The sequence below is a fragment of the Streptomyces sp. NPDC031466 genome (genome assembly GCF_055581265.1).
This window is the reverse complement of the sequence record NZ_JBVIJT010000006.1, coordinates 70,098-84,660: the sequence shown is the minus strand read 5'-3', so window position 1 is coordinate 84,660 and position 14,563 is coordinate 70,098. Positions and strand designations below refer to the sequence as shown.

Annotated in this window: 16 protein-coding genes; 9 read left to right on the top strand and 7 right to left on the bottom strand. The window is 72.5% G+C overall.

Annotated features, from left to right (window positions below):
- The first annotated feature begins 24 nt into the window (after positions 1-24).
- Positions 25-1,329, top strand: a complete 1,305-nt coding sequence (locus tag ACZ5GP_RS15630) for an MDR family MFS transporter (protein WP_468751355.1) — start codon at positions 25-27, stop codon at positions 1,327-1,329.
- Here ACZ5GP_RS15630 and ACZ5GP_RS15625 read toward each other — a convergent pair.
- Positions 1,301-1,858, bottom strand: a complete 558-nt coding sequence (locus tag ACZ5GP_RS15625) for a type III secretion system chaperone family protein (protein ID WP_468751354.1) — start codon at positions 1,856-1,858, stop codon at positions 1,301-1,303. The genes ACZ5GP_RS15630 and ACZ5GP_RS15625 overlap by 29 nt on opposite strands.
- Positions 1,851-3,197 (bottom strand): D-inositol-3-phosphate glycosyltransferase, encoded by a 1,347-nt coding sequence (gene mshA / locus ACZ5GP_RS15620; RefSeq protein WP_468751353.1) that lies wholly within the window; start codon positions 3,195-3,197, stop codon positions 1,851-1,853. The genes ACZ5GP_RS15625 and mshA overlap by 8 nt, the downstream gene beginning before the upstream one ends.
- A 249-nt stretch (positions 3,198-3,446) precedes the next feature.
- Here mshA and ACZ5GP_RS15615 point away from each other — a divergent pair, with 249 nt between their 5' ends.
- From ACZ5GP_RS15615 to ACZ5GP_RS15605, 3 genes are all read left to right on the top strand, one after another.
- Positions 3,447-4,256, top strand: a complete 810-nt coding sequence (locus tag ACZ5GP_RS15615) for a class I SAM-dependent methyltransferase (protein ID WP_468751352.1) — start codon at positions 3,447-3,449, stop codon at positions 4,254-4,256.
- Between the two features lie 297 nt (positions 4,257-4,553).
- On the top strand, positions 4,554-5,579 hold the full coding sequence (locus ACZ5GP_RS15610) for a C40 family peptidase (protein ID WP_468751766.1): 1,026 nt from the start codon (positions 4,554-4,556) through the stop codon (positions 5,577-5,579).
- A gap of 651 nt (positions 5,580-6,230) precedes the next feature.
- Positions 6,231-7,652 (top strand): PP2C family protein-serine/threonine phosphatase, encoded by a 1,422-nt coding sequence (locus tag ACZ5GP_RS15605; protein ID WP_468751351.1) that lies wholly within the window; start codon positions 6,231-6,233, stop codon positions 7,650-7,652.
- A gap of 21 nt (positions 7,653-7,673) precedes the next feature.
- Here ACZ5GP_RS15605 and ACZ5GP_RS15600 read toward each other — a convergent pair whose 3' ends face one another.
- From ACZ5GP_RS15600 to ACZ5GP_RS15585, 4 genes are all read right to left on the bottom strand, one after another.
- Positions 7,674-8,003, bottom strand: coding sequence for a DUF2516 family protein (locus ACZ5GP_RS15600; RefSeq protein ID WP_468751350.1), 330 nt, complete (start codon positions 8,001-8,003; stop codon positions 7,674-7,676).
- Positions 8,004-8,149: 146 nt separating this feature from the next.
- The gene (locus ACZ5GP_RS15595) at positions 8,150-8,797 is read right to left on the bottom strand and encodes a hypothetical protein (RefSeq protein WP_468751349.1); all 648 of its coding nucleotides are present in this window, start codon (positions 8,795-8,797) and stop codon (positions 8,150-8,152) included.
- Between the two features lie 33 nt (positions 8,798-8,830).
- Positions 8,831-9,268, bottom strand: coding sequence for a helix-turn-helix domain-containing protein (locus tag ACZ5GP_RS15590; protein ID WP_468751348.1), 438 nt, complete (start codon positions 9,266-9,268; stop codon positions 8,831-8,833).
- A 146-nt stretch (positions 9,269-9,414) separates the two neighbouring features.
- The gene (locus tag ACZ5GP_RS15585; RefSeq protein ID WP_468751347.1) at positions 9,415-9,786 is read right to left on the bottom strand and encodes a VOC family protein; all 372 of its coding nucleotides are present in this window, start codon (positions 9,784-9,786) and stop codon (positions 9,415-9,417) included.
- A 329-nt stretch (positions 9,787-10,115) separates the two neighbouring features.
- On the opposite strand from ACZ5GP_RS15585, the gene ACZ5GP_RS15580 reads away from it, so the two are divergent.
- From ACZ5GP_RS15580 to ACZ5GP_RS15565, 4 genes are all read left to right on the top strand, one after another.
- Positions 10,116-11,195 (top strand): MerR family transcriptional regulator, encoded by a 1,080-nt coding sequence (locus tag ACZ5GP_RS15580; RefSeq protein ID WP_468751346.1) that lies wholly within the window; start codon positions 10,116-10,118, stop codon positions 11,193-11,195.
- A gap of 126 nt (positions 11,196-11,321) precedes the next feature.
- Positions 11,322-11,570 carry an SCO4226 family nickel-binding protein gene (locus ACZ5GP_RS15575; RefSeq protein WP_468751345.1) on the top strand — a complete coding sequence of 83 codons (249 nt, stop codon included), beginning with the start codon at positions 11,322-11,324 and terminating at the stop codon, positions 11,568-11,570.
- Positions 11,571-11,642: 72 nt separating this feature from the next.
- On the top strand, positions 11,643-12,017 hold the full coding sequence (locus ACZ5GP_RS15570; protein WP_468751765.1) for a helix-turn-helix transcriptional regulator: 375 nt from the start codon (positions 11,643-11,645) through the stop codon (positions 12,015-12,017).
- A gap of 10 nt (positions 12,018-12,027) precedes the next feature.
- Positions 12,028-12,444: a VOC family protein gene (locus tag ACZ5GP_RS15565; RefSeq protein WP_468751344.1), complete on the top strand. Its 417-nt coding sequence runs from the start codon at positions 12,028-12,030 to the stop codon at positions 12,442-12,444.
- Between the two features lie 84 nt (positions 12,445-12,528).
- Here the strand turns inward: ACZ5GP_RS15565 and ACZ5GP_RS15560 are convergent, their stop codons facing one another.
- Positions 12,529-13,566: a GlxA family transcriptional regulator gene (locus tag ACZ5GP_RS15560; protein WP_468751343.1), complete on the bottom strand. Its 1,038-nt coding sequence runs from the start codon at positions 13,564-13,566 to the stop codon at positions 12,529-12,531.
- A 141-nt stretch (positions 13,567-13,707) separates the two neighbouring features.
- Here ACZ5GP_RS15560 and ACZ5GP_RS15555 point away from each other — a divergent pair, with 141 nt between their 5' ends.
- On the top strand, positions 13,708-14,559 hold the full coding sequence (locus ACZ5GP_RS15555) for a S1 family peptidase (protein ID WP_468751342.1): 852 nt from the start codon (positions 13,708-13,710) through the stop codon (positions 14,557-14,559).
- The last annotated feature ends 4 nt before the right edge of the window (positions 14,560-14,563 follow it).

The window sequence follows — 14,563 nt, the reverse complement described above, 5'->3', positions numbered from 1 at the left end:
AGGCCGGCGACGACCTTCACCGCCATGAGACGCGCCGTCACCGAGAGCGTGTCGGGGCTCCCGGGCGCCTTCTGGTGGCTGTGGACCAGCACGCTGATCAACCGGCTCGGCGCCTTCGTCGCGACGTTCATGGCGCTGTACCTGACCTTGGACCGGGGCTACTCCGCCTCGTACGCCGGTCTCGTCGCCGCGCTGCACGGGCTCGGCGGTGTCGTGTCCTCGCTGGGCGCGGGAGTGATGACCGACCGGCTCGGGCGGCGGCCCACGCTGCTGATCGCGCAGGCCTCGACGGCGCTGTCCGTGGCGGTGCTCGGCTTCATGGAGCACCCGGTGGCGATCGCGGGCGTCGCCTTCCTCGTGGGCATGGCGTCGAACGCGTCGCGGCCCGCCGTGCAGGCGATGATGGCGGACATCGTGCGCCCCGAGGACCGCGTGCGGGCCTTCTCCTTGAACTACTGGGCCATCAACCTCGGCTTCGCGGTCTCCTCCGCCGGGGCCGGGTTCATCGCCTCGTACAGCTACCGGGCCGGCTTCCTGATCGAGGCGGCGATGACGATGGTCTGCGCGGTCGTCGTCTTCATGAAGCTGCCGGAGTCGCGGCCCGTGCGCACGGCCCTGGAGAAGGCGGCCGAGCCGGTGGTCGGGCTCGGGACCGTGCTGCGGGACGGGCGGTTCATGGGCGTGGTGGGGCTCTCGTTCCTCGTCGCGCTGATCTTCCAGCAGGGGTCCGTCGGGCTGCCGGTCGCGATGGGCGCGGCCGGGTTCACGCCCGCCGACTACGGGCTCGCCATCGCCGTGAACGGTGTGCTGATCGTCGCCCTCCAGATCCCCGTCACCCGTTTCATCGAACACCGGGACCCGCGGCGGCTGTTGGTGATCTCCTCCGTCGTCGCCGGATACGGCTTCGGGCTCACCGCCTTCGCCGGGTCCGTCGGGGTCTTCGCGCTGACGGTGTGCGTGTGGACGCTCGCCGAGATCGTCAACGCGCCGACGCAGACGGGCCTCGTCGTCGCCCTCTCCCCCACCCATGGGCGGGGGCGCTACCAGGGCATGTACACGATGTCGTGGGCGGTGGCCGGGCTCGTCGCCCCGCTGATGTCCGGCTTCATGATCGACCGGTTCGGCGCGCAGTGGCTGTGGGCGGCGTGCGCGGTGTTGGGGACGGGGGCGGCGGTCGGGTACTGGGGGCTGATGCGGGGGCTTTCCGGGGCGGACGCGGTGGTGGCCGAGCCTGCGGTCGCCGGGGCCGTGGTTCCGGGGGTCGCCGTCTCGGAGACCGTGGCTCCGGGGGGAGCCGGCGTCAGCCCTTCGGCCGGGTCAGGTGGCTGAACGCCTCAAGGTTCCGCGTGGACTCGCCCCGCGAGACGCGCCACTCGTACTCCTTGCGGATCGCCGAGGCGAACCCCAGCTCCAGAAGCGTGTTGAAGGAGTCGTCCGACGCCGAGAGGACCGCCCCGAGCAGGCGGTCCAGCTCGGCGGGCGTGACCGCGGAGAGCGGGAGCTTGCCGGCGAGGTAGATGTCGCCGAGGGAGTCGATCGCGTAACTCACTCCGTAGAGGCGGAGGTTGCGCTCCAGCAGCCAGCGGTGCACGGCCTCGTGGTTCTCGTCGGGGTGCCGGATCACGAAGGCGTTCAGGGAGAGGGAGTGGTTGCCCACGATCATCGACAGGGTCGTCGAGAGTTTGCGGGTACCGGGGAGCTTCACCACGTAGGAGCCCGGCTCGGGGCTCTCCCACTCCAGTTCGGCGTCGTCCAGTGTCCGCTCGATGATCGTCGCGGTGTCCGCGGTGGTCGCAGTGTCCACGGTGGTCGCGGTGTCCGTGCTCGTCGCGGTGTCCGCCTGCTCGGGCTCAGCCATGGTGCGAGCGTACGTGACGCCGGAAGTCGTGCATGGCGGCCGTGTACACGTCGGCCGTGGCGGATGCCGCCGTGTCCCAGCCGAAGGACTGCGCGTGCCGCGCGGCCGCCGCCCCCATCCGGTCCACCAGGTGGGGATGGTCGGCGAAATCGCGCAGCACGCGCGCGTAGTGGGCCGGTTCGTGGCCGGAGACCAGGAATCCCGTCACCTCGTCGCGTACGGCGACGGGCAGGCCGCCCACCGCGGCCGCGAGGACCGGTGTGCCCGCCGCCTGCGCCTCGATGGCGACGAGCCCGAAGGACTCGCTGTAGGAGGGCATGACGAGGACGGACGCGGCGCGGAACCAGTCCGCGAGCTGGTCCTGGCCCACCGGCGGCTGGAAGCGCACCACGTCCGCGATGCCCAGCCGCGCGGCGAGCTTCTGGAGGCCTTCCGGCTTGGCGAGGCCACTGCCGCTGGGGCCGCCGACGATGGGGACGACGATGTTCGAGCGCAGCTCGGGACGCTCGTCCAGGAGTACGGCGACGGCGCGGAGCAGTACGTCGGGAGCCTTCAGCGGCTGGATGCGGCCCGCGAAGACGGGGACGAGGGCGTCCTGCGGGAGCCCGAGCCGGTGGCGCGCCGCCGCGCGTCCGTCGGCGGGGCGGAAGCGGTCGAGGTTGACGCCGGGGTGGACGACGGCGACCTTGCCGGCGTCGGCTTCGTAGTGGCGTACGAGTTCGTCGGCCTCTTCGGAGGTGTTGGCGATGAGGCGGTCGGCGGCGCGTACTATCTGCGTCTCGCCGATGACGCGGGCGGCCGGCTCCGGGGTGTCGCCCTCGGCGAGCGCGGCGTTCTTGACCTTGGCCATGGTGTGCATGGCGTGGACGAGGGGCACGCCCCAGCGTTCGGCGGCGAGCCAGCCGACGTGGCCGGAGAGCCAGTAGTGGGAGTGGACCAGGTCGTAGTAACCGGGACGGTGGCCCGCCCAGGCCTGCATCACGCCGTGGGTGAAGGCGCAGAGCTGGGCCGGCAGCTCTTCCTTGGCGAGGCCTTCATAGGGGCCCGCGTCGACGTGGCGCACGAGGACGCCGGGGGCCAGTTGCACGACGGGGGGAAGGGCGCCGGTGGTGGCGCGGGTGAAGATCTCGACCTCGATGTTGATCGCGGCGAGGCGCCTGGCCAGCTCGACGATGTAGACGTTCATGCCGCCCGCGTCGCCCGTGCCGGGCTGGTGCAGCGGCGAGGTGTGCACGCTCAGCATGGCCACGCGACGCGGCCGCCGTGGGGCGCCGGGCATGCGCAGCCGTGAGGGGGCCGCCGGGGAGCGACGCCCGAGCCTGGACACGTAGTGGCTCACGTGGCGGTCCTCCTTGCGTACGGGCATGACGACGCGGAGGGCGTACGAACCTCCGGAGGGTGAACACCGGAGGCCGCTGCTCCATTTCCGCTGTGTCGCCCCTTGGCCCGTTTTTGCCAAAGTGTTACCCGGCTTCCATCCCCAAGAGGCGCAGTGGCGCGGCCACGGCGGGCGCGGGGCGGCGGGCGGCGGGCGGCGGGCGGCGGGCGGCGTGGTCGTACCGCTGTCGCCCCCGCATACCCTTTCCCCATGGCCCCACGCACCCCCTCCCGCCCCGTGGGAACGGTGACGCGCGGGACCACGAATCCGAACCGGCTGCGCCGCATGGACCGCTGGATCGCCGCCACCCACGGCGCCGCCCTGCGCCGCTCCCCCGACCCCGTGGCCGTGGACCTCGGCTACGGGGCCGCCCCCTGGACCGCCGTCGAACTGCTGCTCCGGCTGCGCACCGCCGCCCCCCGCACGCGCGTGGTCGGCGTAGAGATCGACCCCGCGCGGGTCGCCGCGGCCAAGCCGTACGAACGCGAGGGGCTGACCTTCCGGCACGGCGGCTTCGAGGTGCCGCTGGCGGGCTCGGGCGACCCCACGCTGATCCGCGCCGCGAACGTCCTGCGGCAGTACGACGAGGAGCAGGTCGCCGCCGTCTGGGAGCGCCTCCGCGCCCGGCTCTCCCCCGGCGGGCTGCTCGTCGAGGGCACCTGTGACGAGATCGGCCGGCGGCACGTGTGGGTCGCGCTCGGCCCGGAGGGACCCCGCACGGTGACCTTCGCGGCTCGCCTCGCCTCCCTGGAGCGCCCCTCCGACCTCGCCGAGCGGCTGCCGAAGGCGCTGATCCACCGGAATGTGCCGGGCGAGCCGGTGCACGCGTTCCTGCGGGACTTCGACCGGGCCTGGGCGGCCGCGGCCCCGTACGCCTCCTACGGGGCGCGGCAGCGGTGGATCAGGGCGGTGCGCGAGCTGGGCGCCGACTGGCCTGTCGTGGACGGCAGTTCGCGGTGGCGGCAGGGGGAAGTGACGGTGCGCTGGGAGGCGCTGGCGCCGACCGGGGGCGTCCGCTGAGGCCGTCCGGGGGGACACCGGACCTGAACCCCTAGGCCACTCGGGGGCTACCCCGACGCCACCCGGAGGTCGGTCCCGGAGCTGACCCTGAGGCTTTGACCTGCGGGGAACGAAGGTCACTCACGGTTCGTCACATGGGGCAGGTGGGGGATCGGAGTTTGCTGTCGGGCTCTGTCGCATTGCGCGTCGGCATGGCACCATCCCGAAGGCGACCAGACGTTACTGACGGTAAATCAGCTATGGGGGTGGCAGGGCGTGACCGGCAAGCGATACTCGACGGCGGCGACCGTGGCGCTGATGTGCGCGGCTGTGGTGGTGACCGCACCGGGAGCGGCGTATGCCAGCCCCTCTCCCCCGTCCAGCCCCGCGAGGCCGACGCCCAGATCGGACAGAGCGCTCGAACAGGTCCGCAAGGACATCGAGAAGCTCTATCACGACGCGGGCGTGGCCACGGACGCGTACAACGCGGCGGAGGAGAAGGCCGACAAGCAGTCCGAGCGCATCGTGAAGCTGGCCAAGGACATCACGGAGGGGCAGGAGAGGCTGCGGAAGCTGAAGGCCCGCGCGGGCGCCGCGGCCCGCGCGCAGTACCGCGGCGGCGGCATGCCGGGCGAGGCCCTGCTGGTGCTCAGCGACGACCCGAGGCAGTTCCTGGACGGGGCCGGCCGCCTGCGCCAGGGCGAGAAGGCCACCAAGGGCATGCTCACGGAGCTGGCCAGGACCCAGGAAGACCTGCGGATATACGCCAAGGACGCCAACGCCCGCTGGAAGAAGCTGGAAGCCAACCGCAAGGCGAAGGCCGCGTCGAAGAAGAAGATCAAGAAGAAGATCGCGGACGCCGAGAAGCTCGAGTCGAGGCTGGAGAAGAAGGAGCGGGAGCGGCTGCGGGAGCTGGAGGAGGCCGCCGCCCACAAGAAGCAGTCGGCGTGGGTGGGTTCGGGTGCCCTGAAGGACATCAGGGGCAAGGCCACGGCGCGGGGCGCGAAGGCCGTCGAGTTCGCCACCGCGCAGATCGGCAAGCCGTACGTGTGGGGTGCCGAGGGCCCTGGTTCGTACGACTGCTCGGGGCTGACGTCGAAGGCCTGGGCGGCGGCCGGGCGCGGCATCCCGCGGACCTCGCAGGAGCAGTGGAAGCAGTTGCCGCACGTCGACATCGAGAACATGCGCCCCGGCGACCTGATCATCTACCACGCGGACGCGAGCCACGTCGGCCTGTACCTGGGCGCCGGCACCATCGTGCACGCCCCCCGCCCGGGCCGCGACGTGACCATCGCGGGCGCCGGCTCCATGCAGATCCTCGGGGTCGTCCGCCCCGACGAGTAGGCGTCGGCGGGGGTGCGGGGTTGACGTGAGCAGTGCGGGGAGCGCGCGGCTGACGTAGACGGCCGGGGGCGCGCGGTTGCAGTGCCGTGCCGCCCGGCTGACGTTGACCGGTCCTTGCCGCCCAGCTGACGTTGACCGGTGCGTGCCGCCCGGCTGGCGCTGGCCGGTCCGTACCGCCAGGCTGACGTTGACCGGTCCGTGCCGCCCAGCTGACGTTGACCGGTGCGTGCCGCCCGGCTGGCGCTGGCCGGTCCGTACCGCCCGGCTTGCGCTGGCCGTGCCGCGCCCCCTCGGCTGACGTGAGCGACGCCGCCCCGTCGGCATGAGCACCGCGGGGGCCGAGTGGCGCGGTGGCCGAGTGGCGCGGTGGCCCGGGAGAGAGCCGGCGCGGCCTGCGCGCCCCCGCTCGCCGGGGCGGGTCGCCCCGTGTGACCCACCGCACGCCCCGGCTCCCCGCCCGGCCCCGGACGCGTGATGTTCGTCATCCCGGCATGGACGCGCCATGCCCAATTGCGTTCCTGGATGCGGCATATGACGGTGGCTGTTCGCCGCGGGGCATTCCAATGGAGGCGCGGCTACCGCTAAGGTCCCTCGTCGGTGCCGCGTCGACCTGCGTGGCGCCATGCCCTCGGGGGGAGGGAAGGAACAGCGATGCCCGCACCCATACCGCGGCAGAGAGCGATCCCGGCCGCGGAAGGCGGTCAGGCCCATCCGGCGCCCCCGCACGACGCGGCGACGCTCCCGAGCCCTGCGCCGACGCCCGCGCAGGACGCGCCGACGCCCCCGTACGACTCGGCAGCCGCCCCGCACCGCACGGCGGCCGTGCGCAACACCTCCGCGGACGGCGGCAGCCTCAGCCTGCTCGTGATCGAGGACGACCCGGCGGGGTCGCTCAGCGTCCCCCGGCTCCTCGACTCCGCGGGCAAGCCCATCCGCATCCGCACCGCCCGCAACCTCACCGAGGCCGAGCGGCTGCTCACCGACGACGTGCACTGCATCCTGCTGGACCTCGCCCTGACCGTCCCCGGCCCCGGCCCTGCCCCCGGCCACAACACCGGCACCGGCCCCGAGGCAGGCGAGGCGGGCGAGGACGAGCTGGCCGCCCTGAAGCACGTGCTGCGGCTCGCCCCCCGCCACGCCGTCCTCGCGCTCACCGCCAACGACGACTCCGAGCTGGGCGCCGAGGCCGTACGCGTCGGCGCGCAGGACTACCTCTACCGCGACGAGCTGGACGGGCGGCTGCTGGGCCGCGCGATCCGGTACGCGGTGGAGCGCAAGCGCGCCGACATCGCCCAGCGCCAGCTGACCGAGTCCCGGCTGCGCGCCCAGGAGAACGCCCGCCTGGAGCGCGGCCTGCTGCCGACACCGCTCCTGGACGGTTCACCGTTGCGGTTCGCCGCCCGCTACCGCCCCGGCCGTTCCCGCGCGCTGCTCGGCGGCGACTTCTACGACACCGTGCGCACCCCCGACGGCTCCGTCCACGTCATGATCGGCGACGTCTGCGGTCACGGCCCCGACGAGGCCGCGCTCGGCGTGGAACTGCGGATCGCCTGGCGCGCGCTGACCTTCGCGGGGCTCTGCGGCGACGAGTTGCTCTCCACCCTCCAGAAGGTCCTGGAGCACGAGCGTGCCGACGACGAGATCTTCGCGACGCTCTGCACGGTCGACATCGCCCCCGACGGCCGCCGGGCCGGACTCTGCCTCGCCGGCCACCCCGCGCCGCTGATCGCACGCGAGGGCCGCCTCGCGGAACTCCTGCCGTACGAGGACGGGGGCCCCGCCCTCGGCCTGCTGCCGCGCGCCCGTTGGCCGCGCCGGCAGGTGGAACTGGGCGGGAAGTGGAGCCTGATGCTCTACACGGACGGCCTGATCGAGGGCCGGATCGGCCAGGGCAAGGAGCGCCTGGGCCAGGAGGGCATGGTGGAGATGGTCCGCCGCCAGCTCGCCTCGGGGCTCCAGGGCGACGCACTGCTCGAAGCCGCCGTGAACGAGGCCCGGGACCTCAACGGCGGCGACCTGACGGACGACGTGGCGGTCCTGCTCCTCGACCGCGTCCCCGGCGGCACGCGCTAGACCCCGGCCGGGCCCGAGGGGCTACCGGCCGCCGTTGTACGGCCCGTACGGCCCGTCGCTGCTGGAGCCGCCGCGGCGGCCGCCGCCGGTGATCTGCCGGATCGCGGGACGCACGTCCACCATGTAGACGATGGTGGCGACGAGGCCGAGGATCGGCAGGAACGACAGGATGTTGAAGATCAGGTTCACCACGAAGGCGAGCCCGAGGATGATCAGCCAGAACGGCTTGGTCTTCTTGTCCGCGGCCCGATAGGCGTCCTCGCGCCGGACGGCGGCGTCGACGAGCGCGAATCCGCTGAACACGATCAGGGCCAGCGACAGCAGCCACATGAAGTTCGCGAATCCCTGCATCAGCACAACGTCCACCACCAGTCTCGGCTCGTCATCACGCGGCCACCGTACCCGCTACCCCGTCAACGGGGCGGCCACTCGGTGAGTGCCCGCCCCGTCCGGTCGGCCGGTACTGCTTGGCGGCCGGTACTGCTTCGCGGCCGGTGCTACTTCGCGGGCGGCGTGATCTTCTTCGCCGCCGTCGTCTTGCGGGCCGGCGCCTTCTTGGCGACGGGCTTCTTCTCCGGCACGGCGGCCACGGCCGGCGCGCTCGCCGGCTCCGAGGCGCCGATCACCTCGGGCTGCGACGCGGACGGCGCGTCGGCCGGTGCCGTGGCCTGCGCCCCGGACCGCGGCTGCGCGTCGGGCTCGACCGTCTCGGCCAGGTCGAGGATCTCCTCGGCGGCCTCGCCGCGCCAGGTCCTGACGGTCTGCTCGCCGTGCTCGGCGACCTCGTCGTACTTCTCACGGGCCTTGACCGCGAGCTCCGCGGCCACGCCGACGCCGCGCAGCGCGAGGTCCTGGGCGGTCTCGCCGAGCTTCTTCAGGTCGGTGTCCAGGGAGCCGAGCACCTCGGTGACCTTGGCCTGGAGGGTCTCCTGCGCCTCCTTGGCGCGGGCGGCGGCCTTGTCCTGCACGGCCTTGGGGTCGGTGTTGCGCACCGCCTCGAAGCGGGAGGGCGCCTCGGCGATCAGCTGCTCGACGATGCCCGGCACCTTCTTCGCCTGCTGGAAGGCGAGGTCCGCGGACCCGGCGACGAAGTATGCGGGGGTGGTGTTGGTGAGGGTCTTGCGCAGGTCATCGGTGATGGCCATGACGATGGTCCTCCCGGAATCGCGTCGGCTGGTTCAGCTCGGGGGTGTGTGCTTTGGGCCGGCATCACTGCCGTCGGCCGCGGCGTCCTCGGCGCCGGGGTCCTCATCCGCGTACGCCGCGTTCTCGAAGCCGTTCTCCTTGCGGAACGACTCGTAGATCTGCAGCAGTACTTGCTTCTGGCGCTCGTTGAGGGAGGGGTCGGCGAGGATGACGGCGCGCGTCTCCAGCTCGTCCCGCTCCTTCTCGTCGAGGATCCCGGCCCGCACGTACAGCGTCTCGGCGGAGATCCGCAGGGCCTTGGCGACCTGCTGCAACACCTCGGCGCTCGGCTTGCGCAGGCCGCGCTCGATCTGGCTCAGATACGGGTTGGACACCCCGGCGGCGTCGGCGAGCTGCCTGAGCGACAGCTGCGCGGTGCGCCGCTGCTCGCGCAGATACTCGCCGAGATTGCCGACGTTGAGTGATGCCATGCCTCGATGGTGCGCCACCCCCGCTAACTTTTGCAAGCACCTGCTTGCAAAAGTGCGCCACACCACTCGGCCGGGTCGGGACGTCCGAGGCCGGCGCCCCTTCGCGGTGCCGGCCGCACAGAGGCGAGCCCTTCGGTGCCCCGCAATCAGCGCACGACGATGCAGAAGGGGTGCCCAGCGGGGTCCGTGAGGACCCGTGCCTTGTCTCCGTGCGGCTGGTGGGGCGGCTTGGTCGCGCCCAGGTGCAGCAGGCGGGCCTCGGCGTCGTCCAGGCTCTCCGTGACCTTGAAGCAGAGGTGAAGTTGCTGCGGAACGATCTGGTCGGGCCAAGTCGGAGCCCGGTAGTCCTCGACCCGCTGGAAGCCGATGAAGAGTCCGTCCTCACGGTTGAGACCGGCGAACTCGGCGTCCGACTTCGGGTGCGGTTCCAAGCCGGTGGCCTGCTGGTAGAACGCCGCCAGAGCCAGCGGGTCAGGGCAATCCAGTGTTACCGCGACGAGTTCCATCTGCGGGTTCATGAGACCTCCGGGTCGATCAGTGGACTTCCGTGCATGCCAGGGCGGCGGCCGCCGAGGGTTGAGCCGTTCAGCCGTCAGCACAGCAGGTCAGGACCGCACCATGCCAACCGTTATCTGTGACAGGACACTCGCGGCGGTCCGGTGCCTGCGCCGTCCGGGGCGAGTTCCGCCGCCTGTTCGACCTGACCGAGGATCTTCTCGATCCACCGCCGACGGCCACACGGTCGGCGCTCACCGGTCGGGCAGGACACTGGTTGACCTTCACCTTGGGGGAGGCCACACCATCGGTGGGGCCGGGCGACGTGCTCGGCATGAGGAGGAGAGCGGGCATGGGGCTGCTGACCATCGGGGCGTTCGCGAAGGCGTCCCGCCTGTCACCGAAGGCGCTGCGTCTCTACGACGAACTCGGTCTGCTGGTCCCCGCTCGCGTCGACCCGGTGACCGGCTACCGCCGCTACGCCCCGGAACAGCTGGACCAAGCCCGGCTGGTCGCCTGGCTCCGGCGCCTGGGCATGCCCTTGGCCCGCATCCAGCACGTCTGCACGCTGGAGGCAGGCCCGGCGGCCCGGGAGGTCCGCGCGTTCTGGGTCCAGGTCGAGGCCGACACCGCCGCACGGCGGGACCTCGCTTCCTTCCTCATCGACCATCTGTCCCGGAAGGACCCCGCCATGACGCCGACCGCCAAGCCCCTTGCACTCCGCTACGCCGCTCTCTCCGACCCGGGCCTGGTCCGCGAGAACAACCAGGACACCGCCTACGCGGGGTCCCGCCTGCTCGCCGTCGCCGACGGCTTCGGCAGCGGCGGAGCGCCCGCGAGCGCCGCCGCCGTCGACACGCTCAAGCGCCTCGAAACCGACGCCCTTCCAGCAGGCGATCTGCTCAACCTCCTGGAAGACGCCGTCGAACAGGCCGAGCAGGCCGTCGACGGCGTCGCCGAACACACCTCACCGCCCGAGGACGCCGGCACCACACTCACCGCGATGCTCTGGACCGGCTCGCAGTTGGCCCTCGTCCACATCGGCGACTCCCGCGTCCATCTCCTGCGCGACGGAGAGCTGTTCCAGATCACACACGACCACACCATGGTCCAGTCCATGGTCGACGAAGGACGCCTCAGCCGGGCAGAAGCCGCCTCCCACCCCGAGCGGTCACTGCTGATACGCGCTTTGGGGCACGGAGCCGATGGCACCCCTGACATGCGCCTGCACGACGCCCGGCAGGGTGACCGCTACCTCCTCTGTTCCGACGGCCTCTCCGCCGTCGTGCCGATCGAAGAGATCCGCCGGGTGCTGTGCGGGATCAGCGAGCCCGAGCGGGCGGTCCGCGAACTCATCGCCCTCGCCAACGGCTCCGGGGGCCCCGACAACGTCAGCTGCGTGGTCGCCGATGTCGTGGCACTCCAGCAATAGCCTCCCGCCTCGTCCCACGTCCGATGGGACAGGACAGCCCGGCAGGGGGACGATGGAGGGAGCGGAGCAGTTCCGAACGCCCGAGTTCGTACGTGACGCGCGTACGCCGGAAGGAGGCGCGACGCCATGTCGCAGTTCATGGACGTCCACCACGGGATGCGGGGCATCACGGCCGACCAGCTGAAGCAGGCGCACCAGGCCGACCTCGCCATCGAGAAGGAAGAAGGCGTCCACTTCCAAAAGGCCTGGGCGGACCCGGAGACCGGCACGGTCTACTGCCTCTCCGACGCCCCCTCGGCCGAAGCGGTCCAACGCATCCACGAACGGGCGGGCCACAAGGCCGACGAGGTCCACGCCGTCCCGCTCACGGTCTGAGCGGACCCCGGTAACGTTCCCCGCGTGACCTCCCTCCCCGATCTGGTCCGGCTGCGGCAGGCGCGGGACCGCATGGACCGTGACTACGCGCAGCCCCTCGACGTGCCGGCGCTCGCGGCCGAGGCCCTCATGTCCGCGGGGCACTTCTCGCGCAGCTTCCGGGCCGCCTTCGGCGAGACGCCGTACAGCTATCTGATGACCCGCCGGATCGAGCGCGCCAAGGCGCTGCTGCGGCGCGGGGATCTGTCGGTGACGGAGGTGTGCATGGCCGTCGGCTGTACGGCGCTCGGGTCGTTCAGCTCGCGGTTCACGGAGGTTGTCGGGGAGAGCCCGAGCGCCTACCGGGCCCGCGACCACGGGACGGGCGCCGCCGTGCCGGCCTGCCTCGCCAAGATCTACACCCGACCGGTCAGGAACGGAGAAGCGAAAACTCCCGCCGCTCCCTAGCGTGAGGGGCATGGAAATCAACCTCGCACAGTGCTTCATCGCCGTCGACGACCACGACAAGGCGCTCGCCTTCTACCGCGATGTACTCGGCCTGGAGGTGCGCAACGACGTCGGGTTCGAGGGCATGCGCTGGGTGACCGTCGGTTCGCCCACGCAGCCGGGCGTGGAGATCGTCCTCGAACCGCCGCTCGCCGACCCGAACGCCACCGCGGCCGACCGGCAGGCCATGGCCGAGCTGATGGCGAAGGGCCATCTGCGCGGCGTCATCTTCCGCACCGACGACGTCGACGCCACCTTCGAACGCGTCCGCGCGGCGGGCGGCGATGTCCTCCAGGAGCCGATGGACCAGCCGTACGGCGTGCGCGACTGCGCCTTCCGCGACCCGGCCGGCAACATGATCCGCTTCAACCAGCCGCGAGGCGGATGACCCGGCAGCGCACCGGATGCGCCTCGCGCAGGTCCCGGGGGGGCGGCGGGTCGGACCGCATGAGCCGCGTCGTCGCCGGCGTCATCACGGCTGAGGGGGCCGTTCCGGCCAGGTGATGCCGGAGACCACCGCGCGGAACGCCGCGCGGTAGGTGGTGGGGCTCGTGCCGGTGGAGCGCTGGAAGTGGTGGCGCAGGTTGGCGGGGGTGCCGAGACCGGTGCGGGACGCGATGCGTTCCACCGGGTCGTCGGTGCGTTCCAGGAGCCGCTGGGCGCGCTGGATGCGCGTACGGAGCAGGTACTGGAGCGGGGTGAGCCCCGTATCGGCGCGGAAGCGGCGCGTGAGGCTGCGCACGCCGAGCCCCGCGCGTTCCGCGATCACGTCGAGGGTCAGCGGGTGGTGGAGGTTGGCCTCCATCCACCGCGTGACCGGTTCGAGACTGCTGCCGGGCGGGGTGACGGCGTTGTACGCGGCCTCGGCGGCGCCGCCCGGGCCGGCGTCCGGACCGCCCCCGCCGGCAGCCCCCGCGGCGCCCTCCGGTTCCGCGTGCAGATGCAGGAACAGTTGCCGTTCCGTCTCGATGGCCACGGCCTGCCCGTGGTCCAGGGTGATCAGGTGCAGACAGAGGTCGACGCCTCCGAGGACCCCGGCCGCGCTGTGGAAGGGGCCGTCCGCCACGGCCGATCCCTCGGGGTCCACGTGGACCCGGGGGTACAGCCGGGCCAGTTCCCGCGTGTGCCGCCGACTGGTGGCCGCCCGGCGGCCGTCCAGGAGACCGGTGGCCGCGAGCGTGAACGTGCCGGTGCCGACGGCGCAGACGCGGGCCCCGCGCGCCGCCGCGGCCCGCAGCGCGTCCGCGACCCCGGGCGGCGGCGCGGCGCGGAAGCCCTCGTGACCCGGCAGCAACACCGTGTCGGCGTCCTGGAGTCCCTCCGTGCCCCAGGGCGTGTCCAGGCCGAAGGGCGCGGGGCCGCCCGTGCTCCGAAACCCCGGCGCCGCGCAGATCCGCACCTCGTACGCGACCGGGTGGTGGTGCCTGGCCGCCGTCGCGAAGGCCGTCCCGGGGGCGGTGAGCTGGTGGCCCGGGACCCCGTCGAGGGCGAGGACGGCGATCAGTGACATGTCCGGAATTTAGCCGAGGGTGACATCGCAGCCGCTGTCGGCGTGCGCCACCCGCGACGGATGATCGCAGCGCGGTGGGACGCGGGCGGACGGCCGCCCCGTCCGCGCACCGCTCCCTCCCCTTCTGCGAAAGGCCTGCTCATGCACCGTACGGACCTGTCCCCCGCCGCCCCTGGAACCCGCTCGCGGCGGGGGCCGCGCCGCCTGCTCGCCCGGGGCGCCGCGACGCTCGGTGCGGCCGCGGTCCTCGGCGTCACGGCGATGACCGGCAGCGCGAGCGCCATCGTCAACGGCGAGGACGCCACCCAGCACTACTCCTACATGGCGACCGTGCCGGTCAAGGAGTACGGCGCCCAGTGCGGGGCGACGCTGGTCGACGCCCGCTGGGTCCTCACGGCCGCGCACTGCGTCAATCCGGAGCTGGCCACCCTGACCGGCAAGGTCCGGGTCGGCAGCGGCCACCGCACGACCGGGGGCTCCGTCCGGAACATCGACAAGATCGTCACCGCGCCCGGCTATGTGCAGGACATGACCGGAACGACGTACAACAAGAACGACCTCGCGCTGATACGCCTGGACCGTCCCGTCGCCCAGAAGCCCGTCCGCATCGCCGACAAGGCGGGACCGGTCGGCACGCCCACCCGCATCCTCGGCTTCGGCACGGTCGTCGAGGCACCGACGCTGGAGGACGCGAGGTTCCCCGACCGGCTCCAGCAGCTGGACACGCGCAGGGGCGCGCCCGGCGACTGTGCGCCGGGCTGGGCGGGCAGGACGCGGCTGTGCACCGTCAGCCCGAAGCCGAAGGCCATGGCGTGCAACGGCGACTCCGGCGGCCCGCAGCTCCAGCGTGCGAGGAACGGCCGCTGGGAGCTGATCGGCGCCACCTCCGGGCCGGGCAGCGTCCGCGAGGGCTGCGGGACCGGACCGGGCCTCTACTCGAACGTGCCCGCCTTCAAGAGCTGGATCGAGCAAACGATCCGCCAGGGCCACTGACCCC